General features: G+C 32.9%; 25 protein-coding genes. 19 read left to right on the forward strand and 6 right to left on the reverse strand.

Annotated elements, in window-relative coordinates; translation table 11 throughout:
- The first annotated feature begins 27 nt into the window (after positions 1-27).
- Positions 28-435, forward strand: a complete 408-nt coding sequence (locus ACM55H_RS06160) for a ribosomal maturation YjgA family protein (RefSeq protein ID WP_416835681.1) — start codon at positions 28-30, stop codon at positions 433-435.
- A gap of 127 nt (positions 436-562) precedes the next feature.
- Positions 563-1,009, forward strand: coding sequence for an endo-arabinase (locus ACM55H_RS06165; RefSeq protein ID WP_416835682.1), 447 nt, complete (start codon positions 563-565; stop codon positions 1,007-1,009).
- 97 nt (positions 1,010-1,106) lie between these two features.
- Here ACM55H_RS06165 and ACM55H_RS06170 read toward each other — a convergent pair whose 3' ends face one another.
- The 6 genes from ACM55H_RS06170 to ACM55H_RS06195 all read right to left on the reverse strand — a co-directional run bounded on the left by ACM55H_RS06170 (position 1,107) and on the right by ACM55H_RS06195 (position 7,959).
- A complete protein-coding gene (locus ACM55H_RS06170) occupies positions 1,107-1,466 on the reverse strand; it encodes a response regulator transcription factor (protein WP_416835683.1) in 360 nt (119 codons plus the stop codon).
- A 214-nt stretch (positions 1,467-1,680) separates the two neighbouring features.
- Positions 1,681-4,038, reverse strand: coding sequence for a response regulator (locus tag ACM55H_RS06175; RefSeq protein ID WP_416835684.1), 2,358 nt, complete (start codon positions 4,036-4,038; stop codon positions 1,681-1,683).
- Between the two features lie 6 nt (positions 4,039-4,044).
- On the reverse strand, positions 4,045-4,470 hold the full coding sequence (locus tag ACM55H_RS06180) for a response regulator (RefSeq protein ID WP_416835685.1): 426 nt from the start codon (positions 4,468-4,470) through the stop codon (positions 4,045-4,047).
- A 17-nt stretch (positions 4,471-4,487) separates the two neighbouring features.
- On the reverse strand, positions 4,488-4,898 hold the full coding sequence (locus tag ACM55H_RS06185; RefSeq protein ID WP_039107687.1) for a response regulator: 411 nt from the start codon (positions 4,896-4,898) through the stop codon (positions 4,488-4,490).
- A gap of 22 nt (positions 4,899-4,920) precedes the next feature.
- Entirely contained in the window at positions 4,921-5,631 is a 711-nt protein-coding gene (locus ACM55H_RS06190; protein WP_416835686.1) for a sensor histidine kinase, read from the reverse strand.
- A 6-nt stretch (positions 5,632-5,637) separates the two neighbouring features.
- Positions 5,638-7,959 (reverse strand): PAS domain S-box protein, encoded by a 2,322-nt coding sequence (locus ACM55H_RS06195; protein WP_416835687.1) that lies wholly within the window; start codon positions 7,957-7,959, stop codon positions 5,638-5,640.
- A gap of 579 nt (positions 7,960-8,538) precedes the next feature.
- Between ACM55H_RS06195 and ppsA the strand changes: the two genes are divergently transcribed.
- From ppsA to ACM55H_RS06280, 17 genes are all read left to right on the forward strand, one after another.
- On the forward strand, positions 8,539-10,989 hold the full coding sequence (gene ppsA, locus ACM55H_RS06200; protein ID WP_416835688.1) for a phosphoenolpyruvate synthase: 2,451 nt from the start codon (positions 8,539-8,541) through the stop codon (positions 10,987-10,989).
- Complete coding sequence (locus ACM55H_RS06205) at positions 10,967-11,722, forward strand: SDR family oxidoreductase (protein ID WP_416835689.1); 756 nt, start codon at positions 10,967-10,969, stop codon at positions 11,720-11,722. The genes ppsA and ACM55H_RS06205 overlap by 23 nt, the downstream gene beginning before the upstream one ends.
- Positions 11,723-11,785: 63 nt before the next feature.
- Positions 11,786-13,078, forward strand: coding sequence for a dihydrolipoamide acetyltransferase family protein (locus tag ACM55H_RS06210; protein WP_416835690.1), 1,293 nt, complete (start codon positions 11,786-11,788; stop codon positions 13,076-13,078).
- Between the two features lie 224 nt (positions 13,079-13,302).
- Entirely contained in the window at positions 13,303-14,292 is a 990-nt protein-coding gene (locus tag ACM55H_RS06215) for a 2-hydroxyacid dehydrogenase (RefSeq protein WP_416835691.1), read from the forward strand.
- Positions 14,293-14,393: 101 nt separating this feature from the next.
- Positions 14,394-15,497: a site-2 protease family protein gene (locus ACM55H_RS06220; protein WP_416835692.1), complete on the forward strand. Its 1,104-nt coding sequence runs from the start codon at positions 14,394-14,396 to the stop codon at positions 15,495-15,497.
- Positions 15,487-16,638 (forward strand): phospholipase D-like domain-containing protein, encoded by a 1,152-nt coding sequence (locus ACM55H_RS06225; protein ID WP_416835693.1) that lies wholly within the window; start codon positions 15,487-15,489, stop codon positions 16,636-16,638. Before ACM55H_RS06220 ends, ACM55H_RS06225 begins: the two co-directional genes overlap by 11 nt.
- Before the next feature lie 163 nt (positions 16,639-16,801).
- Entirely contained in the window at positions 16,802-16,927 is a 126-nt protein-coding gene (locus ACM55H_RS06230; RefSeq protein ID WP_416835694.1) for a hypothetical protein, read from the forward strand.
- A gap of 185 nt (positions 16,928-17,112) precedes the next feature.
- The gene (locus ACM55H_RS06235; protein ID WP_416835695.1) at positions 17,113-18,174 is read left to right on the forward strand and encodes a reverse transcriptase domain-containing protein; all 1,062 of its coding nucleotides are present in this window, start codon (positions 17,113-17,115) and stop codon (positions 18,172-18,174) included.
- Positions 18,175-18,413: 239 nt separating this feature from the next.
- Positions 18,414-19,013 (forward strand): YceI family protein, encoded by a 600-nt coding sequence (locus tag ACM55H_RS06240; protein ID WP_416835696.1) that lies wholly within the window; start codon positions 18,414-18,416, stop codon positions 19,011-19,013.
- A gap of 230 nt (positions 19,014-19,243) precedes the next feature.
- Positions 19,244-19,678 (forward strand): universal stress protein, encoded by a 435-nt coding sequence (locus tag ACM55H_RS06245; protein WP_416835697.1) that lies wholly within the window; start codon positions 19,244-19,246, stop codon positions 19,676-19,678.
- Between the two features lie 108 nt (positions 19,679-19,786).
- Complete coding sequence (locus tag ACM55H_RS06250; RefSeq protein ID WP_416835698.1) at positions 19,787-20,695, forward strand: DnaJ C-terminal domain-containing protein; 909 nt, start codon at positions 19,787-19,789, stop codon at positions 20,693-20,695.
- A complete protein-coding gene (locus ACM55H_RS06255) occupies positions 20,692-20,985 on the forward strand; it encodes a chaperone modulator CbpM (protein WP_416835699.1) in 294 nt (97 codons plus the stop codon). The genes ACM55H_RS06250 and ACM55H_RS06255 overlap by 4 nt, the downstream gene beginning before the upstream one ends.
- A gap of 258 nt (positions 20,986-21,243) precedes the next feature.
- Positions 21,244-23,154, forward strand: coding sequence for an SPFH domain-containing protein (locus ACM55H_RS06260; RefSeq protein ID WP_416835701.1), 1,911 nt, complete (start codon positions 21,244-21,246; stop codon positions 23,152-23,154).
- A 199-nt stretch (positions 23,155-23,353) separates the two neighbouring features.
- A complete protein-coding gene (locus ACM55H_RS06265) occupies positions 23,354-24,136 on the forward strand; it encodes an MlaE family ABC transporter permease (RefSeq protein WP_039107669.1) in 783 nt (260 codons plus the stop codon).
- Between the two features lie 6 nt (positions 24,137-24,142).
- Positions 24,143-24,895: an ABC transporter ATP-binding protein gene (locus ACM55H_RS06270; RefSeq protein WP_416835702.1), complete on the forward strand. Its 753-nt coding sequence runs from the start codon at positions 24,143-24,145 to the stop codon at positions 24,893-24,895.
- Positions 24,896-24,902: 7 nt separating this feature from the next.
- Positions 24,903-25,880 carry an MlaD family protein gene (locus tag ACM55H_RS06275; RefSeq protein WP_416835703.1) on the forward strand — a complete coding sequence of 326 codons (978 nt, stop codon included), beginning with the start codon at positions 24,903-24,905 and terminating at the stop codon, positions 25,878-25,880.
- 45 nt (positions 25,881-25,925) lie between these two features.
- Complete coding sequence (locus ACM55H_RS06280) at positions 25,926-26,963, forward strand: glycoside hydrolase family 130 protein (RefSeq protein ID WP_416835704.1); 1,038 nt, start codon at positions 25,926-25,928, stop codon at positions 26,961-26,963.
- Position 26,964 lies beyond the last annotated feature (1 nt).

Raw genomic sequence — 26,964 nt, forward strand, 5'->3', positions numbered from 1 at the left:
ACGTTTAGCGGAACCTAAACCAATATTATGCTAACATTTAACAAAAACTACTTTGGCTTCGCAATTCTGATTTTTTTAATTGAAGTTTTGATAGCCCTTTTTGTCCATGACCGTTTTGTTAGGCCATATCTCGGTGATGTTTTGGTTGTTATTTTGATCTATTGCTTTTTAAAATCTTTTCTCAAATTGCCCATTTTAACTGTTGCGCTATTTGTATTGCTTTTTTCTTTCACCATAGAATTTCTTCAATTTTTAAATATTGTTGAAAAGCTACATTTAGAAAAATCAAAAATTGCCCGAACCGTTATTGGAACTTCATTCTCTTGGATTGATTTACTAACTTATATTACGGGAATTGCTATTGTAATTATTATCGAAAAGTATTGGCTCAAAAACGAAATAAAACCACTAGCTAACAACATAGTAAACAAGTAGTTATTAGGCAACACAAAATTGTAAATTAGAACAAATGGATAACGAATTAATAAATCTATTTGAATTTAGAAAAACAGTATCTTTAACAATAAATATTTTTACAAGAACTATAAAAAACAGGATTCATATGAAATGGAAATTATCATTTTTCTTAATTATAAGCATTAGCATATTAAGTTACAGTCAAAAAACAGATGACTCTGAATTAATAAAAAAATTACTGGAAAAAGAATCCGCAACATGGAGAGCCGCCGATAGCAAGGGGCATACGGAATGTTGGTATATTCAACCGTATAGCAAAATATTAATTTCGACTGCAGATGGAACCGCAATAGATGTTCCTCCAATGGCGATGATCAATACAAATCCAAGTTCGATGGGTAATGGTGGTTATTCGGTGAATACAAACTACAAAATGAGCATTAATGGGAAGAGCGCTTGGGTAAGCCATAATGAAGAATCTACGGCTAAAGATGGAAAAAAAACTTTTTCTTATGAAATCAGGATGTTAGAGAAAATAAAGGGGCAATGGAAATTAGTTGGACAATCTATTCATATTTATAATCCAAAATAAAATAGTATTTTTTGGCTACTCTCTTTTAAAGAGTTTTTCATCCGCAATGATAAATTATTAAAAAACTCCTTTTTGTCTGACACAAAAAGGAGTTTTTTTACTTTAATAAAAGTCGTTTAATCCTCATGATTAACTCATTAGGACTAAAAGGTTTTGTTATAAAATCATCTGCGCCTAGTTCAAAAGCCTTTAGCACCGTTTTTTCTAAACCTAAAGAGGATAATATAATTATTGGAATATTTAATTTTAACTCCACTTTTACTTTATTCACAATATCTAAACCTGAAGCAAAAGGCATTTCAATATCTGAAAGTATAAGATCAGGATTCTCTGAAACTATTTTATCTAATGCATCATTACCGTCTAAACATGCAACAACTTCATATCCTTCTCGCATGAGCTTAAACTCCATAGTTTTTAACATCATCTCATCATCTTCGGCTATTAGTATTTTCATGTATTTTAATTATCGGTATGAATAAATCTTCGGAAAAATCATGCTCTATAGTTCCCAAAAAAAGCGTAAGCTTTTCTCAAAAATAGGCTTTTAAAATGGTTAATAGTATCAATATATAATAGAATTATTATAAAATTGCTTCATTTATTTTAATAAAAAAAAACACTATTTATTATACTATTTACGTTTTTAAACCCAATTTAGTTTTTACTAATTACACTATTTTAGAAAAACCATGTATTGTTTCTAATTCATTGAATACAAGCTGACAAATGCTATAAAAATTCTCAACTTCGTCTTTGCGCTTTTTTCCCAAAGGATTTATTTCAATTTCATTTTCAATAATTTCAATACATTTTGATGCTTTTTTTATTCCTAACAAACTGATGGAGGATTTTAATTTATGCACTTCAGCCTTTAAAATTTTAATATCATCAATGCCATTTGAGAGCCGTATTGCTTCTAAAGCTTCTGGAGCATTATGCAGAAATAAGGAAACCATTTTTTGAATAAAGTCGGCATCACCGTCAGCAAATTCGTTTAAGTAAGTAAAGTCAACTAATTTTTCAGCAGGAAGTTTAGATTCTGCTAAATCAAAAGATTTAATATTATCGTTATTCATTAAATTTTTATGTAATTTTTCAAGCAATATATTAAAATCGAAAGGTTTAGATAAATAATCATTCATTCCATTGTCTAAACTTCGCTTTTCTTCTCCTAATGTTGCATGAGCAGTTAATGCTATTATTGGGATATCTGATTTAGACCCCATGTTAGTTCGTATGTATTTAGTAAGCTCAATTCCATCCATTTCAGGCATTTGAATATCCATCAAAATAATGTCATAATCATTCTGCTCTATTTTATCAATGGCTATTTTTCCATTATTGGCAATATCAATTTCTTTTTCCCATTTTTTGAATACTTTAATCGCAAGAAGTTGGTTTAACTCATTGTCTTCAACTAAAAGTATTTTAATGCCTTTTAGAAAATCAAAAGATAATGGCTCTTTTTTTACATTTATTGGTTCAACAATTTCTTTTTGGACCTTTTTGTATTGTAATACAAATGAAAACTCGCTTCCCTTAGCAACTTCGCTAGTTACGCTTATTGTTCCGCCTTGTAATTCAATAAGTTTACGGGTAATGGTAAGTCCTAGACCAGTTCCCCCAAATTTTCTTGTCGTTTCATTTGAAGCCTGATTGAAACTATCAAAAATAGAATCAATTTTATCTTTTGGAATACCAATACCGGTATCTACTACTGTAAATCGTAGAAAACTCTCTGATTCAGATTCTTCCTCTTGGGAAACTATCAACTCAACATATCCCTTTTCAGTAAATTTTAAAGCATTCCCAACCAGATTAATTAGTATTTGCGATAATTTAGTTGGGTCACCAATTAAAAAATCATTTATTTGTGGATCAATTTCACACAATAATTTTATTTTCTTCTCATTTGAAATTGGAGAAAGCAGTTCAATTACAGCATTTATAGTTTTTGATAAAGAGAAATTAACATCTTCAAATGTCATTTTATTAGCATCAATTTTAGAAAAATCAAGAATATCATTAATAATAGTCATTAAATTTTTACTGGCTCTTTGAATCGCTTCTACACTTTGTTTTTGATCATCATCTAGATTTGTGCTTTCCAGAATTCTTGCAAATCCAATGATTCCATTCATTGGTGTTCGAATCTCATGACTCATATTGGTTAGAAATTGTTCTTTAACCCTAACCGATTGTTCTGCAATATCTTTCGCTTTTATTAATTCTTTCTCAATTCGTTTTTGATCACTAATATCTTGAATAGTCCCTAGAATTTTGAAAGGCTCATTGTGTTCATCATTCAAACATTTTATAAACTCATTAATGTACTTAATTGTTCCATTTTTACATAATAAGCTATGACTAAACTGAACTTCTGAATTACTATTTTTGACAGAATTAAGGTTTTCTTCAAAAAGTGCAATATCCTCAGAATTAATTAAACATGATTTAATGAGCGCTATGGAAGGAATACTATTTTTATCTATTTCAAAAATATTGAAAACTTCTTCAGAGAAAAAAACGCCTCCATCATTTAGATTTACTTCCCAACTCCCAATCTTGGCCAATTTTTGGGCTTCATAAAGTCTGTTAGCATTAATATTTAAAGCTAATTCTGTTTTCTTACGCAGTTCAAGACTTTCATGCAGTTTAATTGCATTTCTGATACTTTGCGAAATACCATCAGGAGTTAATAATGTTTTGGGAATATAATCCGACGCACCACCTAAAATTGCCTGACTGGCAATTTTTTCATCTCCTTGTGAAGTCACAAAAATAACTGGGGTTTCTATTCCTAAATCTCTGAGTTTTTTTAAAAAAGAAATTCCATCACTATCCGGCATCATATAGTCCAAAAAAATTAAGTCATAATGAAATGATTTAATCTTTTCAATACCCTCTTTGGCAGAAAAAGCAGTTTCTACATCAGCAATAATTCCAGAATGAGATATGGAACGAATAATGGTAATTGAATCAACTTTATCATCATCAATTATTAGTATTTTTAAAGCAACTGCCATATAATTTTATCTTTTTTCTCTTGTAAATTCAATGATATTCCAATAGTCATTAAGTATTGAAAAAAAATCTTTGCTATTTTCGCCCTCAGAAGGTTTATACATGTATCCCGCTATGTTTAAATTTAAAGCGGCAATTTTATTTAGTTCATTATCACTTTTTGTTATTACAAACACTAAAGTTGATTTTAAATCGGGATGGGTTCGCATTTTATTTAATAAATGTATACCGTTGACACCTTCCTCATTAATATCCATTAATACGATCTTAGGAATTGGCGATATTTTATTATCACCTTGTAACATAGACCAAGCTTCTGTGTCATTTTTAGCCAGATACAAGGTAGACTTAATCCCGATTTCAGAAAATGCATTTTTTACATTTTCAAAATCAGCACTACAACTGTCTATTAATAAGATATTTGAACTTCCCATAAAGTAAATTTAAAAATTTACATTTCACATAACTGCCAAAAATTATTAAGTGTTGAAACCGATACAACGAATTTTTCGAAAGACAATGGTTTTAAAATATATCCGGCTACATTCAAATTATAGGCCTTAATTTTATCACTATCCTCATTTGAAGTTGTCATAACAAAAACGGAAATGTTTTTCAGTCTTTCACTTTCCCTTAAAATTTTCAAGAATTCTATTCCATTCATCTTTGGCATATTTATATCCAAAATAATGATTTTTGGTAAAGGAATAATCTTATCATCAAGCATCTCTAATGCTTCAACACCATTACCAGCTACAAAAAGCGGATTTTTAATATTGTTTTTAGAAAATGCTCTTTTTACATTCATTACATCAACCTCATCATCTTCAACCAATAAAATATTTACCAATCTATGTGTCATAATTTTAATTTATTATTCTTAATTATTTAGGCCAATTAAATTTAAAAACAGAACCTTTATTTATACCAGGAGTATACACTAATGTCCCTCCAACCATTTTAATTATTTTATTACTAATTGATAATCCTGCACCTGTCGAATCTACAATATCTTTCGAATTTACCGTATAAAATATAGAGAAAATTTTATCTTTAACATCTTCCGGTATTCCCGGTCCATCATCACTAACTTTTATCACGTATTGCGTTTTCTCCTCACTTACCTCTACAAATACATTCTTTTTTTCTTTATCATGAAATCGAATTGCATTATCCAGTAAATTGTATAATACTTTTTGCAATTTTTTACCCAGAATAATACTATTTTCATTTATTAAATTATAGGACAAATGGAATTCGACCTCAGATTTATTATCGACCATTTCAATGCAATCTGTGACTAATTTAGGAATATTCACTTCATATAACTCCATTTCAGTCCTGTTTACACGAGAAAATTCCAATAATGCATTCATCATTTTTTCAAGGCGCTCCACTCTATTTTTTAACAATCTAAAGTTATCCAAAATATCTTTATCAGCATCACTTCCCAAATCTTCTTCAATCCAAGTTGTTATATTAGAAATAGCTCGCATTGGTGTTTTTATATCATGCGATACAATATAAACAAACTCTTCAAATTCTTTTTTAAGGGAAATTAGTTCCTCCTGACATTTTTTATCTGACTCGGTCATATTCATTTATTTAGGAACCGTAAAAATAAAACTTGTCCCATTATCATTCTTTGACTCTATATAAATTGCGCCTCCTTTTTCTTCAATTATTTTTTTAACAATAGATAAACCTATACCAGTACTTTCTTTTTTATCCCGTGCTTCAATAGTTTGAAAAACTTCAAATACTTTTTTATGGTATTCTTCAGCGATACCCGGACCATTATCTTTTACCGTAAATTGATGAAAACCAGGCAATAATTCATATAAACATTCTATTTTACCAATTGGTTTATCATTATACTTGACTGAATTGCTTACAAGATTACTAAAAACCTGCTGAATAAGTATTTTTTCCGTTTCAATAGTAGGAAGCATATCATCGATGACTATCTTGAATCCTTCATTAGGAACAACTGAATCAATGATTTGATTCAACATCTTTTTTAAATCAGTTGTTTCTTTTTCAATTTTGGTTCTTCCTATACGGGAATATTCCAAAACTCCATTTATCAAATTCTCCATTCTCTGGATACGTCCTCGCAATAGTTCAAAATTAGTATTGACCTCCTCTGGCATTTCCGGCATGTCCTCAACAATCCATTCCGAAAGATTATTTATAGCTCTTAGTGGTGCTTTAAGGTCATGAGAAACGATATATGCATACTGATCCAGCTCTTTATTCTTTTTTTCGAGGTCAACTAAAGCACTATTTAAATTTTCTTTTGCTAATTTTTCTTGAGTTATATCCGTACTAATCGCTATGTATTGATATGGTTTTCCGTTTTCGTTTAAAAAAGGAACAATTGTTGTGTTTTCCCAATAATAAGAGCCGTCTTTTGCACGGTTTTTTATTTCTCCTTTCCAGACATTTCCATTGGCAATGGTCACAAATATATTCCTTGTAAATTCTGTTGGATGATACCCTGAGTTAATAATTTGTTGATCTTGTCCTATTAATTCTTCCTTTGAGTATTTAGAAATGGTACGGAAATTTTCATTGGTATAAGTGATTATCCCTTTTTGATCTGTAATTGCAACAATTGCTGATTCATCCAATGCTGATTTAATATCTCTAATTTCCTTTGTTTTGCTATTTATTTTCTGCTCCGCTACTGTTTTTTCTGTAATATCCTGAATAGTTCCCTGAATCCCTACTATTTCGTCACTGGTGTCTTTATAAGCTTTCCCTATCCCTACAACATATTTTAAGCTTCCATCAGGAAAAAGAACTCTATGATTATAATGTAAATCCGAGCCATTTATCCTTGTATTTTCAATTGCTTTATCCAGATTTAATAAATCATCAGGATGTATTCTGCTTCGGTAAGCTTTAAATAGTTCATCTGATGGCAATTCTTCTAAATCAAAAATTTGATAATGTCCTTTGGACCAAATAAGTTGATTAGTCATTAAGTCAAACTTCCAGCTTCCAATTTTTGCAATACTTTGCGATTCATCTAATAATTTATTACTACTAATTAAATTTAGTTCTGCTTCTTTTTCCTTTGACATATCCCTTGCGATACAATATAAATTCCCTGTATCCGGATCTGGAGAGGCATTCCAACTCAATAAAACATACTTGCCATTTTTACACCGATACCGGTTTTCAAAACTGACAGTCTTATGTCCGTTTGATAATTTTCCAACTTCCTTAAAAGTTTTATCTAAATCCTCTGGATGAATTAAATCTACGAATGGTTTGCCTTCTAATTCCTCTTTAGAATAACCCAATACATCTGTAAAGGCCGGATTAACTTTATAAAAACAGCCGTCTACGTTCGCAATACAAACTAAATCCTTTGAAAGTTCAATAAAATTTTTAAATTCTTTTTGAGACTTAATCAAATCCTTATTCTTTTTTCGCAAATCCAATAATAAAACTACTTGATGCGCAAGCAATTGCAATGCATTTTTTTGTTCATCAGTTAATATTCTAGGCTCTGTATCTATAACACAAAGAGATCCTAAATTAAAGCCATTTTCATCCTTAAGCGGCGCTCCTGCATAAAATCTAATATTAGGATTTCCTGTCACTAAAGGATTCTCCATAAATAATTCATTTTTCATTGCATTATTGACTTCATAGATATCATCGCCCATAATTGCATATTGGCAAAACGAGAAGCTTCTTGGGGTTTCAGTAACTCCTAATCCAACACTAGATTTAAACCATTGTCTTTCCTCATCTAATAAACTTACTAGGGCTATAGGAGTCCCGCAAATATAAGAGGCAAGCTGAGTGATTGCGTCATACTCTTTTTCGGCTAAAGAATCCATAATTGAATACTCTTTCAGTGCTTTGAGTCTTTCTATTTCATTTTCCGGTATCGGATTTTTTTTCATCAATTTGGGGGCTTTTTCTCTACTAACAATAGTACAGAATTTATAGGTCTAAACAAATATTTTTCATAGTTATACTTATTCTATTTCTTTAAACCAACTTAACTGTTTTAACTACAAAAATAATTTATTTTTTGTATTATCAATATTTATCTAAACTTAATATTCTTGTTAATTGCAACTATTTTTCTCACATATAGTTTATATCATTTATCATTAAATACTACCATTACTTTTTTAATTTTATTGAAAAAAAGTTTCATTTTAATTCCTATTTTTTTTAACAAAATTAAAATACACAAAACATTGTATTTTAATTACTTAATTCAAAACAACAATGAAAAAAATGTCTTTTTTTGTACCAATAAAATAATTAATTGATTAATTTTACAGTATGGGTTTCAACAATAAGGAATACCTACTTTCCTGCTTTTAAACCTCAAAATGTAAGCAAATTTCAAACCTACTTTTGAAGTAAAAAATTTGCGGTCTGATTAACCAAAAAGTGCGCCTCAACTATTTTCTATTGTTATTATTTTAACAGACTAATAATCGTCAGTTTCTATTCAAAAAACATATGAAATGGCAAAGTACAAACACATCCTATTTTTCAACCAAATTGGTATTGATGCTATTGATATAGTTGGTGGTAAAAATGCCTCTCTTGGCGAAATGTACAATCAGCTCAATCCAAAAGGTATCAACATTCCTAATGGTTTTACTGTTACAGCACGCGGATACCGGCTTTTCAGAAAAATGAATAATCTGGAGAAACCATTGAAAGAGTTACTGCTTTCATTAGATACTAAAGAATATTCCAATCTGTCTTCCATTGGAGAAAAAGCCAGAAATCTAATTTTATCAGCAACCATTCCAGAGGAAATTCAAGATGAAATAAAGGCTGCTTACCAATCGCTTAGTGAACAATGCGACATTAATAATCTTGATGTGGCAGTACGAAGCAGCGCAACTGCTGAGGATTTGCCTACAGCAAGTTTTGCAGGACAAATGCAATCCTTTTTGAATATCAATGGTACAGCACAGTTAATCGATGCCGTACACCGCTGTTATGTATCCTTATTCACGGATCGCGCCATAAAATACCGTCATGATATGGGTTTTGCCAAACTGGACATTGCGATTTCTGTAGGTATACAACAAATGGTTCGAAGCGACAAAGCAGCTTCTGGCGTAGCATTCACTATTGATCCTGATAGCGGTTTCGAAAACACTATTATCGTAAATAGCATTTGGGGATTAGGAGAAAACATTGTCCAAGGTACGGTTACGCCTGACGAATGGATTGTCTTTAAACCCACTTTAGAAAATCCAGATTTAGATCCTATTCTAAAAAGACTATGTGGCAGAAAAGAATTCACGATGATTTATGCCGATAAATCCATCAGTTCATCCGCAGAAAATACAATTAGCAATACAGATACTTCTTTAGAGAAACAGAACCAGTTTTCATTAAGCGACAAAGAAGTAATTCAGCTTGCCCAATGGTGTTATAAAATTGAAAAACATTATAGAAAACCAATGGATATAGAATGGGCAAAAGACGGTTTGAACAACCAACTTTATATCGTTCAGGCACGTCCGGAAACCGTTTACGGAAAAACAAATAAACAAGTCCGGAAAATTTATAAACTCAAAGAAAAAGGAACTCTTTTAGCACAAGGGATTGCTCTTGGCGATAAAATTGCTTCCGGAAAAGTACGCATTTTAAACAGCCCGCAAGAAGGTCATTTATTGCAAGACGGAGAAATTATAGTTACTGATTTGACTAATCCAGATTGGGATCCCATCATGAAAAGAGCTTCGGCAATTATTACCAACAAAGGCGGACGTACCAGTCATGCCGCCATAGTCGCACGAGAGCTGGGAACAGTTGCAGTAGTGGGTTGTGGCAATGCTACATCAGCACTAAAAAATGGTCAGGAAATTACTGTTTCCTGTGCTGAAGGAAAGGAAGGAAATATATACCAAGGATTGCTAAAATGGGAAATAAAAGAACAAGATTTCAGTAAACTTGAAATGCCAAAAACAGATCCTATGCTTATTCTTGCCGATCCGGAAAGAGCATTTGAATTGAGTAATTATCCTAATCAAGGTGTGGGTTTGATGCGAATGGAATTTGCTATTTCGAATACCATAAAAATTCATCCGTTGGCCTTGTGTGAGCCTGAAAAAATAACCGACAACGCAATAGTTGCCGAAATAGCGGCATTAACCAAAGAATATGAAGATCCTAAAAATTATTTCATTGATAAACTAGCCGAAGCCGTATCTATTGTTGCTGCTGCATTTTATCCAAAAGATGTAATTGTACGGATGAGTGATTTTAAAAGCAATGAATATGCCAACCTCATTGGTGGAAAATATTATGAACCAGATGAAGAAAACCCCATGATAGGATTTCGTGGTGCTTCCCGCTATTACAGTGATTTTTATCGAAAAGGGTTTGCCTTAGAGTGCGAAGCCATGAAAAAAGTACGCAATAAAATGGGGCTTCATAATGTAAAATTGATGATTCCTTTTTGCAGAACAGTCGAAGAAGGTGAAAAGGTCCTTAATGAAATGGTCAAAAATGGATTAATGCAAGGCATCAACGGACTAGAAGTATATGTCATGATTGAAATTCCAAGTAATGTATTAATGGCAGATGAATATGCAAAACTATTTGATGGATTTTCTATTGGTTCCAATGATTTAACACAACTCACATTAGGATTGGATCGCGACTCAGCATTAGTAAGTTATTTATTTGATGAAGAAAATCCAGCCATAAAATATTTAATTAAAGAAACGATTCGGGTTGCCAAACGTTTTGGAATAAAAGTAGGTTTATGTGGACAAGCACCTAGCGATATCCCACAATTTGCAAAGTTTTTAGTGAATGCAGGAATCGACAGTATTTCATTCAATCCCGACGCTTTGATAAAAGGAATTGAAAATATTTTGGAAGCAGAAAATAAAAAGAAAAATTCTCATGTAAGAAAACTCAATTATGGAAATAACATTCAAAAATAAAGTAGCTATTGTAACTGGCGGTTCATCAGGAATCGGTAAAGCTACTGCTCTTGCTTTCGCAAAAAAAGGAGCAAAAGTTGTTATAGTGGATTGGAAGGAAAATGATGAAACGATGAACCTTATTAAAGATTCAGGAGGAGAAGCCATTTTCATTAAATGCGATGTCTCAAAAACTGCTGATGTAAAAGTGATGGTAGAAAAAACGATAGCTGCTTTTGGAAGATTAGATTATGCGTTTAACAACGCTGGCATTGAAGGAATAGCTGCTTCTACACAAGATTGTACCGAGGAAAATTGGGATAAAACCATTGGTGTAAACCTAAAAGGAATTTGGCTTTGCATGAAATATGAAATCCCCGAAATACTGAAACAGGGAAAAGGCGTGATTGTCAATTGCTCATCTGTTGCGGGACTAGTTGGATTTCCTGGTTTACCGGCTTATGTAGCATCAAAACATGGTGTTGTAGGATTAACAAAAACAGCTGCTTTAGAATGTGCAAAACTCGGAATTCGGGTAAATGCAGTTTGTCCAGGAGTAATACAAACACCCATGATTGATAGACTTACCGGTAAAACAAAAGAAGCGGTGGAACAGTTTACCGGCTTGGAACCTGTAGGTCGTTTTGGTCAACCCGAAGAAATAGCTAACGCAGTAGTTTGGATGTGTTCCGATGAAGCCTCTTTTATAACAGGACATGCAATGGCTGTTGATGGTGGTTTTGTAGCACAATAACTTAAATTATAATAGTAATTCTAGCTTTATGTAGTGTTAATACAGTAAAAAAAATGATACGCCATGATTGAATTTCTAATGCCCAGTTTGGGCGCGGATATGGAAGATGCTACACTGATCGAATGGAAAAAAAGACCAGGAGATACCGTGAAGCGAGGGGATATTATTGCCGAAGTGGAAACACAGAAAGAACTGATTGAAATTGAAATATTTGAAGAAGGAACCATTGCCGAATTGCTCTTTAAAGAAGGTGATAAAATCCCCGTGGGAAGCGTAATGGCATTAATAAATCCTAGCGAAGTTGCATTGGAAACAAAAAAAGAAGAAAAAATTCCTGAACAAGAATCGATACCATTACAACCGATAGAAGAAAAAGAAACGGAACCAATTTACGTTCCAAAAGTGGAAGAAACACCTATCAAAGAATCTCCCTTATACCAGAGAACTAATGACGATAATCCTATTGGCTTTCAAAAAACAACAGAAGCTGAACCCGATGTAGCCATTACCAAAGATGATGTGGATAATACGATTGAAAAAATTGAAGCTGATGATAATCGTCCTGACCTTTCGAAAATAACAGAAACTGACGCCGATGAAGCCATTACCAATGATGATGTGGATAATACGATTGAAAAAATTGAAAAAGAAAACACGGAGATACTACCTGATGAATCTGATAAACAGGGTAATACTGCTGAAGGAATCCGTACTGCAGTAGCTGCAGCAATGAGCAAATCTAAAAGAGAAATTCCACATTATTATTTGGAAAAAAAAATTAATCTTACAAATACATTAGCTTGGTTGCAAATAGCAAACGAGCATCGTGTGGTAAAAAACCAATTACTGCCAGTAGCATTAATGATAAAAGCAACGGCAAAATCGCTTCTTGAATTTCCGGATTTGAATGCAATTTGGGATAACGGTTTACAACTAAAGAAAGATATCAATATTGGTTTTGTCGTATCACTTCGCACTGGTGGTATAATTGTTCCTGCCATTCATCAGGTTGACAAGAAAAATGTGGATGAAATAATGGATGCATTAAATGAGATTATTCCAAGAGCAAGAGCCATGCGGTTACAAAGTTCGGAATGGAATGATTCCACTATAACAATAACGAATATTAGTGACGGAGGAGCCGATTCTATTTTCGGAATCATTCATCCACCACAGGTTGCAATTATTGGTTTTGGAAATATTCTGGAACAACCTCATGCCGAAAATGGTATGATTGGTATCTGTCCTTTCGTAAACGTTACATTGGCAGGAGATCATCGTGCTACGGATGGATTAATAGGCAGCCGATTTTTAATTACTTTAAACAAACATTTACAAAATCCTGAATTATTATAATCCCTGAAAATCTAAAAATATTATTTTTCAATTGCTAAAAACATTGCTCTTCATTCGGAATCCTCGGAATTGATATTCGATAAAAATAATAGAACAGCACTGCATATAGATACTTATGATTCACTACAATTGATCGTTGCATTTAATGAAAATCTAGATCAGATTATCGAAAAATCACTATCTTACCATCATTAATAACCTGTTTTTCAGATAAAAAAACAAAAATGAAAGTATTAGTTTATAGCATATTTGGTTTCGACAGACCTTTTTTGGAAAAAGCGGCCCATGGTAATCACGAGTTGGTTTTTACGGAACAGCCTTTGAATGAAAGCACCGTAAATCTTGCCAAAGGGTTTGATGCCGTTTCGCTTTTCACCTCTGATGAGGCTTCAGAAGTTATATTGAAAAAGCTATATACCTTCGGTGTAAAATACATTGCACTGCGCTCTGTAGGTTACGACCATGTAGATTTAGCAAGAGCCAAATCCCTGGCAATAAAAGTGGCAAACGTGCCGGAATATTCACCTTATGCCATTGCTGAACTTTCCGTTGCTCTGCTATTGGCTTTAAACAGAAAACTGGTTTTAGGTCAGACGTTAATGCAAAATGGTGATTATCGTCTGGATCATTTAGTAGGTTTTGATTTGCATGGAAAAACAATAGGCATCGTTGGTACTGGAAAAATAGGTGCTGCTTTTGCACGAATTATGCATGGTTTTGGCTGTAAAATTTTAGCTTTTGATATACAGGAAAATAAAGAGTTAATGAAAGAAATTCCTATTTCTTATGTCTCAATAGAGGATTTATGCGCCAATTCTGATGTGATTTCTGTTCATTACCTACTGAACGAAACGACTAATCATTTGTTTAACAAAACCACTTTTTCACAAATGAAAAAAGGAGTTATTTTTATCAATACGGCTCGTGGAGGCATTGTAAACTCAGAAGATTTATTAGAAGCTATTGAAAATAAAACAATAGCCGCAGCGGGTTTAGATGTTTATGAAAAGGAGAAACCGATATTTTTTCAGGATCACACTAATGCTCCCGTAAGTGATCCTTTATTTCTAAAACTCCGCTCCTATCCTAATGTGATAATTACCGGCCACCAAGGTTTTTTAACTAATGAAGCATTAGAAGGAATCGCCCATACCACTATTGCAAATTTGAATGCTTGGGCATATAATGGTATTTCTGAAAATGAAGTAAACTAAAGAGGCTTAGTGTTTTAAAACGAATACAAGCTATTGATTTTTATTGTTTAGTTGTTTTTTTTCTAATCATACTATGATTAATAGTATTAAAAATTCAAAAGATGAAAGGATCATTCAAACTCGGAAAAGTAGCCGGTATTGGAATATTTATTCACTGGACATTTTCATTACTTATTCTGTTCATCATTTTTATGAACTACAAATCAGGCCAAAATACCACACAAATAATTTGGTCTGTTGTATTTATCTTATGCATTTTTATTACTGTTTTACTGCATGAATTAGGACATGCGCTAGCCGCAAAAAACTATAATATAAAAACCAAAGACATCACACTTTTACCTATTGGAGGATTAGCACGATTAGAAAGAATTCCCGAAAAACCATTAGAAGAATTAATAGTTGCTTTTGCAGGACCATTAGTAAATATTGCCTTGGCATTTATAACGGCATTTTTTATTTCGATTCCTGAAAATACGGATAAATTAATGACAGAATTATCTAATGGCGTCAATGCCAATAATTTCTTTCTCAACTTCTTTTTAGTCAATTTTTGGTTGGCAATTTTCAATTTAATTCCAGCATTTCCTATGGATGGTGGTAGAGTTTTACGGGCGCTATTGTCCTTTAAACTTCCTCGAAATGTTGCAACCAGAATCGCGGCTCGTATTGGGCAATTTCTGGCATTAGCTTTTATTATTTTAGGTTTTTTCACCTCCCCTTTTTTGATTTTCATAGGCATATTTGTTATTATTGGCGCACAAATTGAAGCTGATTATACGGAATCAAAATTCATGCTGAAAGGTTTTAAAGTCCAAGATGTAGTCATGAAAGATTATCAGACAATTGATGCTAATGAAAAAGTAAAAAAAGCTGTTGAACTGCTTCTGGACAGCCAAAACAAGAATTTTTTAATTACTGAAAATAACATGCCCGTAGGAACACTGAATCGGGACCAAATAATAATGGCACTTTCTAAAAAAGGAGATGATGAATTTATATACAATGTCATGGATCGAAATTTAATTATTCTCGAAAACAATTCCCTTTTGGAAAACGTTTTTGAGTTAATCCAGCAAAATAAATCAACATTAATGCTCGTTATGGAAAACAATCAACTTACTGGAACTTTGGATATTGAAAATCTTTTGGAATTCATTCTGATTAATGAAGTTAAAATAAAAAAAGCCCATGATGGAAAGTAAAATTAGCCGTATTGCTCCTAAAAGTCTGGAGCTAGTTTATAGTGGCGAAGATTATTTTTCAAGATTGGAAACTATTATTCATAATTCTCAGATTGAACTTCACATTCAAATGTATCTTTTTGAAAACGATGCAACAGGAAAAAGAATTATTGAGGCAATAAAAGAAGCGGCTTTGCGTCAGGTTAAAATTTTCATTCTTTTAGATGGTTTAGGCTCTTTATCGTTTCCTTCAGATATAATAGATGAGCTTAGACAAAACGGAATAAATATTCGTTTTTTTGCCCCTTTATTTTCAGCATATACTTTTTATCTTGGTAGAAGATTGCATCAAAAAGTAATAGTTGCTGATGCAAAAATTGCACTAATAGGCGGAATAAATATTGCCGATAAATACTGTGGTACCCCAACTGAAGTTCCTTGGCTTGATTATGCCGTTCAATTAAATGGTACAATTGCCCAGCCCCTTCAGGAACTTTGCAGGAACATTTATTTTAAGAAAAAACGGGTAAGCAGTAGAAAAATAAAATCGGTTTTTCATGTTCAGGAAGATGCTTTGGTCCGTATCATTCAAAATGATTGGCTAAAAAGAAAAAATGAAATTTGTGATGGGTACATTAAATCCATTTGTCATGCAAAAAAAGAAATAATCATTGTGGGAAGTTATTTTCTTCCCGGAATTAGAATCATTAAAGCATTAAATAAAGCGTCCAAAAACAATGTAAAAATTAAATTAATTTTATCGGGTATTTCAGATCTTCCCATGACACGGCGGGCAACTTGTTTTCTTTATAACAAACTGCTGCATTATAATATCGAATTATACGAATGGAACCAATCTGTTTTACATGGAAAATCAGCTGTAATAGATGGCTATTGGACTACTATAGGCTCCTTTAATTTGAATAATTTAAGTTCATATGGAAGTGTAGAAATGAATGTTGAAATAAATTCTACTGTATTTTCTAAAATGTATCAATCCCACCTCAAGCAAATCATTGCCGAATGTGAACCTATAACCCTTGAATCGTTAGAAATAAAAACTCATTTCTTTTCTAAATTTATTAACCTGTTCTCCTATTTTATTACCCGACTAATCGAAATACTGATTACTTACACCCCTTATAAACGTTTCTATACTTAACCTGATAAATAGGAATTTAAAAGCGATTAATTCGTTCTTACAAGACTAAAAAATTATACAGATTAATACTAACAATACAATATTTTTTGTAACTTTATACATGTAAAACACTAAAAACTAACATTTTAAATATTTCACAAACGCTTGTTTAGAATTTTAAAAAATGGAACCACATCGAATAAAAACCAAAAAAAAAGAGGAATGGATCCAAAAGGATTTCGAAAGTAAAATTCCGAAATTGGATCGAAAAACACTATTTCTTCCCAGTCAGGATGAATTGTTCTTTTAGTTCATTTCCCAAAGAAACTTGTTAGTTTAGACTAGCGACGGAACCGTGAGTCACTGTTCTGTAATTGAATGCTCTTTCAAGCACCAGGTTTAAAAGATTCTCCGCAGAGCTCCGAACTTTCAAACCGGTATTCTTAATTGGGGTTAGGGACATAAAAGTCCCTACTCCATTAACGATTTAATCTTATGGATTTTATTCAATACAAAGAGACCTTTACACACGATGCCCAGAAAAAAGGCTATTTAGAACAGAATATCAAACGCTGTCTGGATTATGCTAAAGTTTTATTTGCGCATGATGTTCCTGTAATTTATAATCTAACCCATTTATCCCTTTTGGTTGGATACAAAAAAGAATTTCTAAAAAAAGCAGCTCTTTATCCCAAACGTTATTATCGGGATTTTGATATTTTTAAAAAAAATGGCAGCAAACGACTTATTTCTGAGCCGCTTCCCAGTTTGAAAGAAATCCAAATCTGGATTCTCAGAAATATCCTTTATAAAGTGCCTATTAGCCCTTTTGCGAAAGCATATAAACCTAATATAAGCATCCTTGAAAACCTTAAATTTCATAAAAACCAACCCAAAGTTTTCACGCTGGATCTAGAACATTTCTTTCCTTCCATTACAATCGAAAAAGTTGAAAAAGAGTTTCTTGAATTGGGATATTCCAAAATGGTCTCAAAATTACTTTCAAAACTATGTATCCGTGATGGAAGCTTACCACAAGGTGCACCAACAAGTCCCTATCTTTCGAATTTAATTTTCAAAAAAGCCGATGCCGTGATTTCTGATTATTGCAAACAACACAAAATAAGATACACCCGTTATGCAGACGATTTGAGTTTTTCAGGAGATTTTGATGAAAATAAGTTACTTCACAAAGTAACTGAAACCATTGGGAAATTAAATCTTCATATCAATAAAAACAAAACCAAACTGATGACGCCCAATACACGCCAAACTGTTACTGGCATTGTGGTCAATGAAAAACCACAGGTAGTATTTCATAAACGCAATGAATTAAGGCAAGCCATGTATTATATTAAGAAATTTGGTTTCGAGGAGCACCGTGAATACAAAGAAATTGACCAAAAGAATTATCTGGAACATCTGTTAGGGAAAATAAATTTTGTACTGCAAATAAATCCAAAAGATGCAGAATTTATAGGTTACAAAACCATACTGATTGCCTTAAAAAAGAAGCAAGATTTGAAAACGATGGAAGATGAATTGATTCCAATTTAAAAAAACATTTTTTATAAAAAGCTCCAAATTGGAGCTTTTTTAATTATATAACCAACTGAAATAAAACATTTTATTTAATTCCAGTATTAAATAATTAATTAAATTTGATATGCAAAATTTCTAAAATTTATAATCCGCTGTAGTCCGGATTTAGATATTTCTGAATTCCAGAAAACAATTGGTTACAGTCAAATTTCAAACTTCTAAAAATCTTCATAAATATATTAAAATTAAAGTCCATGAAAAAAATAACAGCAATTATCGTAACCCTATTTTTCTCTACTTTTCTATTGGCACAAACAACATGGAAAGCAGATCCGATGCATTCAAAACTAACTTTTAGCACCGTCCATCATGGCATTTCTGATATTGCCGGATTATTCAAAATATTTGAGATAACCGCTACAAGCAACAAAGCTGATTTTAGTGATGCCATATTTGAGCTTTCAACTGAAGTAGCCTCCATCAATACCGAAGTGGAAATGCGAGACAATCATTTGCGAAGTGCTGAATTCTTTGAAGTAGAAAAATATCCGAAAATGATTTTTAAAAGTATCTCCATAAAAAAAATCGGAAAAGAAAAAGGCAAATACAAGTTAATGGGTAACCTCACACTACACGGAATTACCAAACCGGTGACTATTAATATGTGGTATCGAGGAACGATAGTAAATCCGCAATCAAAAGCAATTACAGCCGGTTTTCAGTTTAGCGGCATTCTAAAACGATCCGATTTTGATATTGGTCCAAAATTTCCTGCGCCAATGATTAGTAATGAAGTAAAAATTAAAGCTGATAGTGAATTCATCAAACAACAGGTTCCTGCTAATGGACTGTAAAATCGTTGCCAATGAAACCCGCAAAATAATTATGACTGAAGAACAAAATTCTTCTGTTGATTAGTTCTAAAAAGAGTACCTTTTTTAGAGCTAATTCATTCATAATAAACATCAAGTTCTGATTTTAACAACTAAAAATTGATTAAATTTGATAGTAGAAATAATCCATTGGTAGGATGTTTTTTTGCACTTCTGGATATTTAGATTAAAGTAAAATCTAATCAAAAGATATGGAAAACATAAAAAAAATAGTAATCGCAGTTGACAATGACCCCACATCAGAGAAAATTGCTTTGAGTGGTTTTCAACTTGGTCTTCAACTAAAAGCTAAAATTGCATTATTAAGCGTTGTCGACTTGACTATGCTTATAACTGAAGGCGCAGTCACTCCTAAGGAATTTGCTGACATTACCATAAACGACTACAAAAAAAATCAACAAATGCTTGTTGATACCGTATTTAAGGAACATAAAATCTGGACTTTTGTAGAAGAAGGAATTCCATACGAAGTAATTTTAAATGTGGCCAAAGAATGGGATGCTGATATAATTGTTTTAGGGACACATGGCAGAACTGGATTTTCACACTTAATAATGGGCAGTGTCGCTGAAAAAGTAATTCGACATTCAGAAATACCAGTATTTATCATACCTACCAAGCCATGATAGAAAAACTTCTTCCTAACAAAACACGCGGAAGAAACAATCCGAAGATCAATTATAAAACGATTAGTTACCCATTTGATAATCAAATAATTATAAAAACAATCTAGGATGGCATTTATAGACTATTATAAAATCCTTGAAGTGGATAAAAAAGCAACGGAAGCCGATATTAAAAAGGCATATCGCAAAATGGCCCGAAAATACCATCCCGACTTAAATCCGAACGATAAGGAAGCAGAAAGAAAGTTTAAGGAAATCAATGAAGCCAACGAAGTATTGAGCCACACTGAAAATCGTAAAAAATATGATGAATACGGTGAAAACTGGCAGCATGCAGAGCAATATGAAAAAGCAAAACAGCAAGGTCAATATTCAAGAGGTGGACAGCAAGATGGTTATGGAGGGTTTAGCGGTGGCAGCGGTGGTGATTTTTCTGATTTTTTTGAATCTATGTTTGGTGGTCGTGCATCAGGAGGTGGCGGTCGCCGTCGTAGTGCCCAATTTAAAGGACAAGATTTCAGTACTGAATTGCATCTGGACCTAAAAGACGTTTACACCACCCACAAGCGAACCTTAACTATCAATGGCAAAAACATTCGAATCACTATTCCTGCCGGAGTCGAGAATGGACAACAAATAAAAATCAGCGGACTTGGAGGAGAAGGCTCCGATGGTGGACCAAAAGGGGATTTGTATATCACTTTCACTGTTGAAAACCACACTAATTTTAAGCTGGATAAACACAATTTATATTCCACAGTGGATTTAGATTTATATACTGCCGTATTAGGTGGCGAAATCACCGCAAATACATTTGACGGAAAAGTAAAACTTACGGTAAAACCCGGAACCCAAAACGGAACTAAAGTAAAACTGAAAGGAAAAGGGTTCCCTATTTATAAAAAAGAAGGCGAATTTGGTGATTTATACATTACATATCAAATACAAATCCCCACAAACCTTACCGAAAAAGAAAAAGAATTATTTATGGAACTTGCTAAGTTAAGAACGATATGAATATAGAAAACCTCATCCCCTTACCTACATTAAGTACCCATTACAAAGTGGAAATTGCTTTCTTTAATAATCTCATTGAGATGGGTTTACTAGAAATAAAAACAATAGAAGAAACACAATACATTCACCCTGATGCCATTTTTGAAATAGAGAAAATGATTCGGATGCATCAGGAATTAGCCGTTAATACGGAAGGAATTGATGTAGTATTTAATCTTTTACAAAAAATAGAAGATTTACAAAATGAACTGACTTCCGTTAAAAACAGATTGCGATTGTACGAAAGTTAATTTATAAATAGAAAATAGCATAAACACATCCAAAATTATCTTTCTATTTTGGACAATAAATAAATTCCGTTTTGGTTCCAACTATGTTTTACATTTTTTTCAAAATAAAAAACGCCTCTTAACGTCTTATTTTATTGGATAATTTTCTATTCTATTTCTAAAACGCAATTAGTAAGATTATTCAAACATTAAATTACTTTTACTTGTAACAAAAATCCATAAAGTCATACTAATTTTAAAATCAAATTTTATTTTAATATGGCAAATCTTACAGAGTATTGGTGGGTATTAGTTTTAGTTTTATTTATCGTGTTTTACAAATTCGTTTTACGTGTTTTTTTCGGAATGGTAATAGTCCCGGAAGATAAAATTGGTTTAGTTACCAAAAAATTCGTTCTCTTTGGAGCCGAAAAATCATTACCTGATGGAAGAATAATTGCTACCAAAGGTGAAGCCGGTTTTCAGGCTAAAACACTTGCACCAGGATTATATTGGGCAATGTGGCCTTGGCAATATTCAGTAAACATGACCTCTTTTACCATTATACCTGAAGGAAATATTGGTTTACTATTGAGTAAAGATGGCGCAGAAATACCTACAGGTAGAATTTTGGCACAAAAAGTAAATTCTGATAATTTTCAAGATGCTACTTTATTTCTAAATAATGGCGGACAAAAAGGACGTCAATCTGCCTTTATCACTACAGGATCTTATCGTATCAATACTTTCCTATTTGAAGTAGTGATGACCCCACAAATCGTAATTTTTGAAAACATGGTTGGAATCGTTACAGCAATGGATGGAGAACCTATCCCGATAGGTCAAATTGCAGGTAAATTTGTAGAAAACCACAATAACTTTCAAGATTTTGACCAGTTTCTAAAAAATGGCGGGAATAGAGGATTACAACCTCAAGTTATTTTGGCTGGTTCCTATTATATCAATACATGGGCGGTACAAATTGAGCAAAACCCAATGACAGATGTACCTATTGGTTATGTTGGCGTAGTAATTTCCTATATTGGAGAAGACGGAAAAGATGTTACCGGAGATACTTTTAAACATGGAAATATAGTTTCAAAAGGGCAACGTGGAGTTTGGATGGAGCCTTTTGGTCCGGGAAAATATGCTTTGAACAAATACACTACAAAACTGGAACCAGTTCCAACAACCAATTTAGTTTTGAATTGGGCCGATGCCAGAAGCGAATCCCATAATTTAGACAAAAATCTATCTACTATTACGGTACGTTCTAAAGATGGATTCCCTTTTAATCTGGATGTTTCACAAATCATACATGTTCCTGCTAATGAAGCTCCAAAAGTTATTGCTCGTTTTGGGAGCATGAACAATCTTGTTTCTCAGGTTTTAGAACCTACGATTGGAAACTATTTTAGAAACTCAGCACAAGACAGTGATGTGATTTCGTTTCTTTCCACCAGAAAAGAACGCCAAGAATCAGCTAAAAATCATATTAAAACGGTTTTAGATGAATACAATGTAAATGCTGTAGATACCTTAATAGGAGATATTGTTCCGCCAGAATCACTAATGAAAACGTTAACCGATAGAAAAATTGCCGAAGAAGAGCAAAAAACCTATCAAACCCAAAGAATGGCACAAGAACAACGTCAAGGTGTAGAAAAAGAAACTGCCATTGCAGATATGCAAAAGGAAATTGTAAAAGCATCACAAAGTGTTGAAATTGCGCAACGTACAGCTGATGCTACAGTTAAAAAAGCCGAAGGGGATGCAACCAGTTTAAAGCTCAATGTAAATGCGGAAGCAGAAGCTACAAAAATGCGCGCCAATGCCGAAGCTGAAGCTACAAAAGCAAGAGCCGGAGCACAAGCCGAAGCAACGAAACTTACCGCAAGTGCTGAAGCCGAAAGAATTTCTAAAACTGGTCTTGCCGAAGCTGAAAAAATTATGGCAATTGGTAAATCAACTGCCGAAGCCTATCAATTACAAGTTTCAGCAATGGGTGGTGATAATTTTACAAAATATAAAATCACAGAGGAAATTGGTAAAGGAAAAATCAAAGTGATTCCAGATGTTCTAATTTCAGGAAATACAGGTTCCGATGGAGGTATCAGTGGCCTTCTAGGAATGAAATTAATGGAAATGATGGATACTAAAAACGGAAAAGACGAATCGAGTACAAAATAATTTTCAATTTAAATTAGTATCAAAAAATCCGCTTTTCAGCGGATTTTTTTTTGTCTTTTTCATAACTTATTAATGTTCCGTATATTTTCTCTAAAAAACCATAAAAAAACAAACGAACAACACCTAACACCACTGTAAATCAGCAAAATAATTGTATATTTGGGTAGCCATTTTCTGTTAAAAATTAATTCATTCGCTTATGGATAGTTTTTCTAAAATAATCGAAATATTCAAAGGTTTTCTACTTGAAATTGGCGAACTCTCTTATTTTGCAGGACGTTTTTTTAAAGAAGTTTTTAAACGTCCTTCTGAATTCAAAGAATTTCTACGTCAATGCTTTAATATGGGAAATCGTTCTCTATTGCTTGTTGCCGTTACAGGATTCATCATTGGTTTAGTATTCACTTTACAATCAAGACCTACTTTACAGGAATTTGGTGCCGTTTCCTGGATGCCCTCCATGGTAAGTATTTCGATAATAAGAGAAATTGGACCTATTATAACTGCCTTGATTTGTGCAGGACGTATCGGTTCTGGTATTGGTGCCGAATTAGGTTCGATGAGAGTTACGGAACAAATTGATGCTATGGAAGTTTCAGGGACAAATCCCTTTAAATATTTAGTGGTTACCCGCATTCTCGCAACTACTTTTATGCTTCCCGTGTTAGTTTTTTTTGGTGATTTTATTGCCATTTTCGGTTCCTATCTGGTGGAAAACATAAAAGGAAATGTTTCTTTTTTATTGTATTACAATCAGGTTTTTGATGCATTGGAATTTGGGGATCTAATACCCGCAACAATTAAAACTTTCTTTTTTGGGTTTGCCATAGGATTAGTAGGCTGTTTTAAGGGATATAATTGTAAAAAAGGAACTGCAGGTGTGGGTTTAGCAGCAAACTCTGCGGTAGTTTTCACCTCAATGCTGCTTTTTATTATTGACTTTATTGCTGTTTTTATTACCAATATTTTTTATGATTTATAACTTATTATGAGTGCATCTATACCATATACAGAACCTATTATAGAAATCAAAGACTTACGAAAAAGCTATGGTGACAATCATGTTTTGGATGGTTTTCATATGGTTTTGAATAGAGGGGAAAATCTGGTTATCATGGGAAAATCTGGTTCAGGAAAATCAGTAATGATAAAATGCCTGATTGGATTAGAAGAACCTGACAGTGGCTCTATTGTAATTATGGGCAAAAATATTGCTGAACTAGACCATGAAGAATTAGACGAACTCCGAACTGAAGTTGGATTTCTTTTTCAGGGAAGTGCTTTGTATGATTCGATGACCGTCAGGGAAAATCTGGAATTCCCATTGCGTCGTCACAAGAAAAAATTTGGAAAAATAAAAGATACAACTCCACTAGTGATGGAAGCGCTAGGAAATGTAGGCTTGGCACACACAATAAATCTAATGCCCGAAGAACTTTCGGGTGGAATGAAACGCAGGATTGCTTTAGCAAGAACTTTAATTCTACAACCAAGTATTATTCTTTATGACGAACCAACTACTGGATTAGATCCCATAACGGCAAAAGAAATTTTGTTGTTAATGATGTCTATCCAACAAAAATACAATACTTCGGCAATCATAATTACACACGATGTAGATTGTGCCAGAGTGATTTCGAACAGAATGATTTTATTAGTCGATGGTATCAATTATGCCGAAGGTACTTTTGAGGAACTATCAACCTCAACTGACCCTAAAATACAAGCTTTCTTTAAATAAAAATAAAATGGAAAAAACGACATCACAAAAAATACGTCTTGGAATTTTTGTAATAATCGGGTTATTGATTTTCATTCTAGCCGTTTATTTCATTGGCGACAAGCAAAAAATGTTTGGAAAAACCAACCATTTAGAGGCTATTTTTAATAATGTAAATGGCTTACAATTAGGAAACAATGTGCGCTATTCCGGAATAAATGTGGGAACTGTACGTGCCATAGAAATGATTAATGATTCTACCATTAAAGTGGATATGCTTATTGACAAAACCATTTTCCATAATATAAGAAAAAATGCTATTGCCACCATAGGTTCTGATGGTTTAGTAGGGAGTATGATCATAAATATTATCCCAGGAAAAGGAACGGCAGTCTCCGTAGAACCAGGAGATGAGATACATTCCTTAAGTCGTATTCGTACGGATGATATGCTCAATACCCTTGGTGTGACTAATAAGAATGCGGCACTTCTAACAACTGATTTACTTAAAATTACGAAGGAAATAACGCAAGGAAAAGGAACTGTCGGTTTATTGATTAAAGATTCCATTTTAGCCAAAGATTTGAAAGAGACCATGCATTATTTGAAAATCACAGGAAAAACAACCTCCGAATCTGTAACAAAATTAAACGAACTCATTTCTTCTTTAGATAATAAAAATAATGTGATTGGTGTTTTGAAAGATACGGCTGTCGCCAATAATATAAAAACAATTGTCAGAAACTTAGATGAATCAAGCAATAAAATAGACAAAGTAATAACCAATCTTAATTCGACAATTGTAAATATCAAAGAAGGAAAAGGGGCCATTAACTACCTTTCTAATGACCCAAATTTAGTTCGAAAAATAGATTCGACAATGAAAAACATAAATGAAGCCAGTTTTCGGTTAAATGAAAATATGGAAGCTTTGAAACACAATTTTTTATTTCGGGGTTATTTTAAAAAACAGGAAAAAGCAAAATTGAAAGAGCAGAAAAAATAGGAGATTAAATCTGTACCGGAAAAATAAATTACAAAAAATCAACTCATGGTTACTATAGAAAAACTTGGTATTATACTAAGCCCAACTGAAAGAACTTTTGAAAGTACAGGAGTTTTAAATCCTGGTATTTATCAAGATGGAAACACAGTACATATTTTATACAGAGCGGTACAGAAAGGAAATTTATCTACCATTGGATATGCCAAAACAGAAGGCCCTATAAAAATAGTTGAAAGAGCAGAAAAACCTATCATTACACAGGACTTTGATTACGAAAAACAAGGAGTGGAAGATCCTAGAATTGTAAAAATTGAAGATACCTATTATATAACCTATACCGCTTATGACGGTATCAATGCTATGGGAGCACTTACTACTTCAAAAGATTTGATTCATTTTGAAAAACAGGGAATAATTACTCCTCCAGTTAACTATCAGGAATATGAAAGTCATGTGAATTTTTGCAATGCAAGTAAGCTAAACCCGAAATACCATGAATATTATAATCTTTTTTCACAAATAGGACTGAAAAGTGATGAAACTCGCTTGCTACGCGATAAAGATGTGGTACTGTTTCCAAGAAAAATAAACGGGCAATTTGTCCTTTTGCATAGAATATGGCCGGGTATCCAAATTGTAAAATTTGACAGCTGGAAAGATTTAACTTTATCTTTTTGGGAAAATTATCTACAGAACTTAACAGATCATATTCTTTTAGATCCAAAAGATGCTTATGAAATGAGTTACATTGGAGCTGGAGTGCCACCAATAGAAACTCCTGATGGATGGTTGCTAATTTATCATGGAGTACACGAAACAACAACTGGCAAAATCTATCATGCTAAGGCTGCTTTATTGCATCTGGAAAAGCCTGAAATGGAAATATCCAGACTCCCCTATCCGCTCTTCTCTCCTACCAAACAATGGGAAATAGAGGGAGAAGACAACGATGTCGTATTCCCAACCGGTCATGCATTGTTTGGGAATGACCTTTACATATACTATGGTGCGGCTGATAAACATATTGCTGTTGCTAAAATGAATATCAACGAATTGCTACTTGAATTAAGAAAGCAACCTTAAA

The sequence above is a fragment of the Flavobacterium cryoconiti genome, assembly GCF_048158645.1.
Classification (GTDB): Bacteria; Bacteroidota; Bacteroidia; order Flavobacteriales; family Flavobacteriaceae; genus Flavobacterium; species Flavobacterium cryoconiti.

Coding starts and splice junctions, on each gene's coding strand:
- ACM55H_RS06160 (WP_416835681.1), top strand. CDS start 28: ATGCTAACATTTAACAAAAACTACTTTGGCTTCGCAATTCTGATTTTT.
- ACM55H_RS06165 (WP_416835682.1), top strand. CDS start 563: ATGAAATGGAAATTATCATTTTTCTTAATTATAAGCATTAGCATATTA.
- ACM55H_RS06170 (WP_416835683.1), bottom strand. CDS start 1,466: ATGAAAATACTAATAGCCGAAGATGATGAGATGATGTTAAAAACTATG.
- ACM55H_RS06175 (WP_416835684.1), bottom strand. CDS start 4,038: ATGGCAGTTGCTTTAAAAATACTAATAATTGATGATGATAAAGTTGAT.
- ACM55H_RS06180 (WP_416835685.1), bottom strand. CDS start 4,470: ATGGGAAGTTCAAATATCTTATTAATAGACAGTTGTAGTGCTGATTTT.
- ACM55H_RS06185 (WP_039107687.1), bottom strand. CDS start 4,898: ATGACACATAGATTGGTAAATATTTTATTGGTTGAAGATGATGAGGTT.
- ACM55H_RS06190 (WP_416835686.1), bottom strand. CDS start 5,631: ATGACCGAGTCAGATAAAAAATGTCAGGAGGAACTAATTTCCCTTAAA.
- ACM55H_RS06195 (WP_416835687.1), bottom strand. CDS start 7,959: ATGAAAAAAAATCCGATACCGGAAAATGAAATAGAAAGACTCAAAGCA.
- ppsA (WP_416835688.1), top strand. CDS start 8,539: ATGGCAAAGTACAAACACATCCTATTTTTCAACCAAATTGGTATTGAT.
- ACM55H_RS06205 (WP_416835689.1), top strand. CDS start 10,967: ATGGAAATAACATTCAAAAATAAAGTAGCTATTGTAACTGGCGGTTCA.
- ACM55H_RS06210 (WP_416835690.1), top strand. CDS start 11,786: ATGATTGAATTTCTAATGCCCAGTTTGGGCGCGGATATGGAAGATGCT.
- ACM55H_RS06215 (WP_416835691.1), top strand. CDS start 13,303: ATGAAAGTATTAGTTTATAGCATATTTGGTTTCGACAGACCTTTTTTG.
- ACM55H_RS06220 (WP_416835692.1), top strand. CDS start 14,394: ATGAAAGGATCATTCAAACTCGGAAAAGTAGCCGGTATTGGAATATTT.
- ACM55H_RS06225 (WP_416835693.1), top strand. CDS start 15,487: ATGGAAAGTAAAATTAGCCGTATTGCTCCTAAAAGTCTGGAGCTAGTT.
- ACM55H_RS06230 (WP_416835694.1), top strand. CDS start 16,802: ATGGAACCACATCGAATAAAAACCAAAAAAAAAGAGGAATGGATCCAA.
- ACM55H_RS06235 (WP_416835695.1), top strand. CDS start 17,113: ATGGATTTTATTCAATACAAAGAGACCTTTACACACGATGCCCAGAAA.
- ACM55H_RS06240 (WP_416835696.1), top strand. CDS start 18,414: ATGAAAAAAATAACAGCAATTATCGTAACCCTATTTTTCTCTACTTTT.
- ACM55H_RS06245 (WP_416835697.1), top strand. CDS start 19,244: ATGGAAAACATAAAAAAAATAGTAATCGCAGTTGACAATGACCCCACA.
- ACM55H_RS06250 (WP_416835698.1), top strand. CDS start 19,787: ATGGCATTTATAGACTATTATAAAATCCTTGAAGTGGATAAAAAAGCA.
- ACM55H_RS06255 (WP_416835699.1), top strand. CDS start 20,692: ATGAATATAGAAAACCTCATCCCCTTACCTACATTAAGTACCCATTAC.
- ACM55H_RS06260 (WP_416835701.1), top strand. CDS start 21,244: ATGGCAAATCTTACAGAGTATTGGTGGGTATTAGTTTTAGTTTTATTT.
- ACM55H_RS06265 (WP_039107669.1), top strand. CDS start 23,354: ATGGATAGTTTTTCTAAAATAATCGAAATATTCAAAGGTTTTCTACTT.
- ACM55H_RS06270 (WP_416835702.1), top strand. CDS start 24,143: ATGAGTGCATCTATACCATATACAGAACCTATTATAGAAATCAAAGAC.
- ACM55H_RS06275 (WP_416835703.1), top strand. CDS start 24,903: ATGGAAAAAACGACATCACAAAAAATACGTCTTGGAATTTTTGTAATA.
- ACM55H_RS06280 (WP_416835704.1), top strand. CDS start 25,926: ATGGTTACTATAGAAAAACTTGGTATTATACTAAGCCCAACTGAAAGA.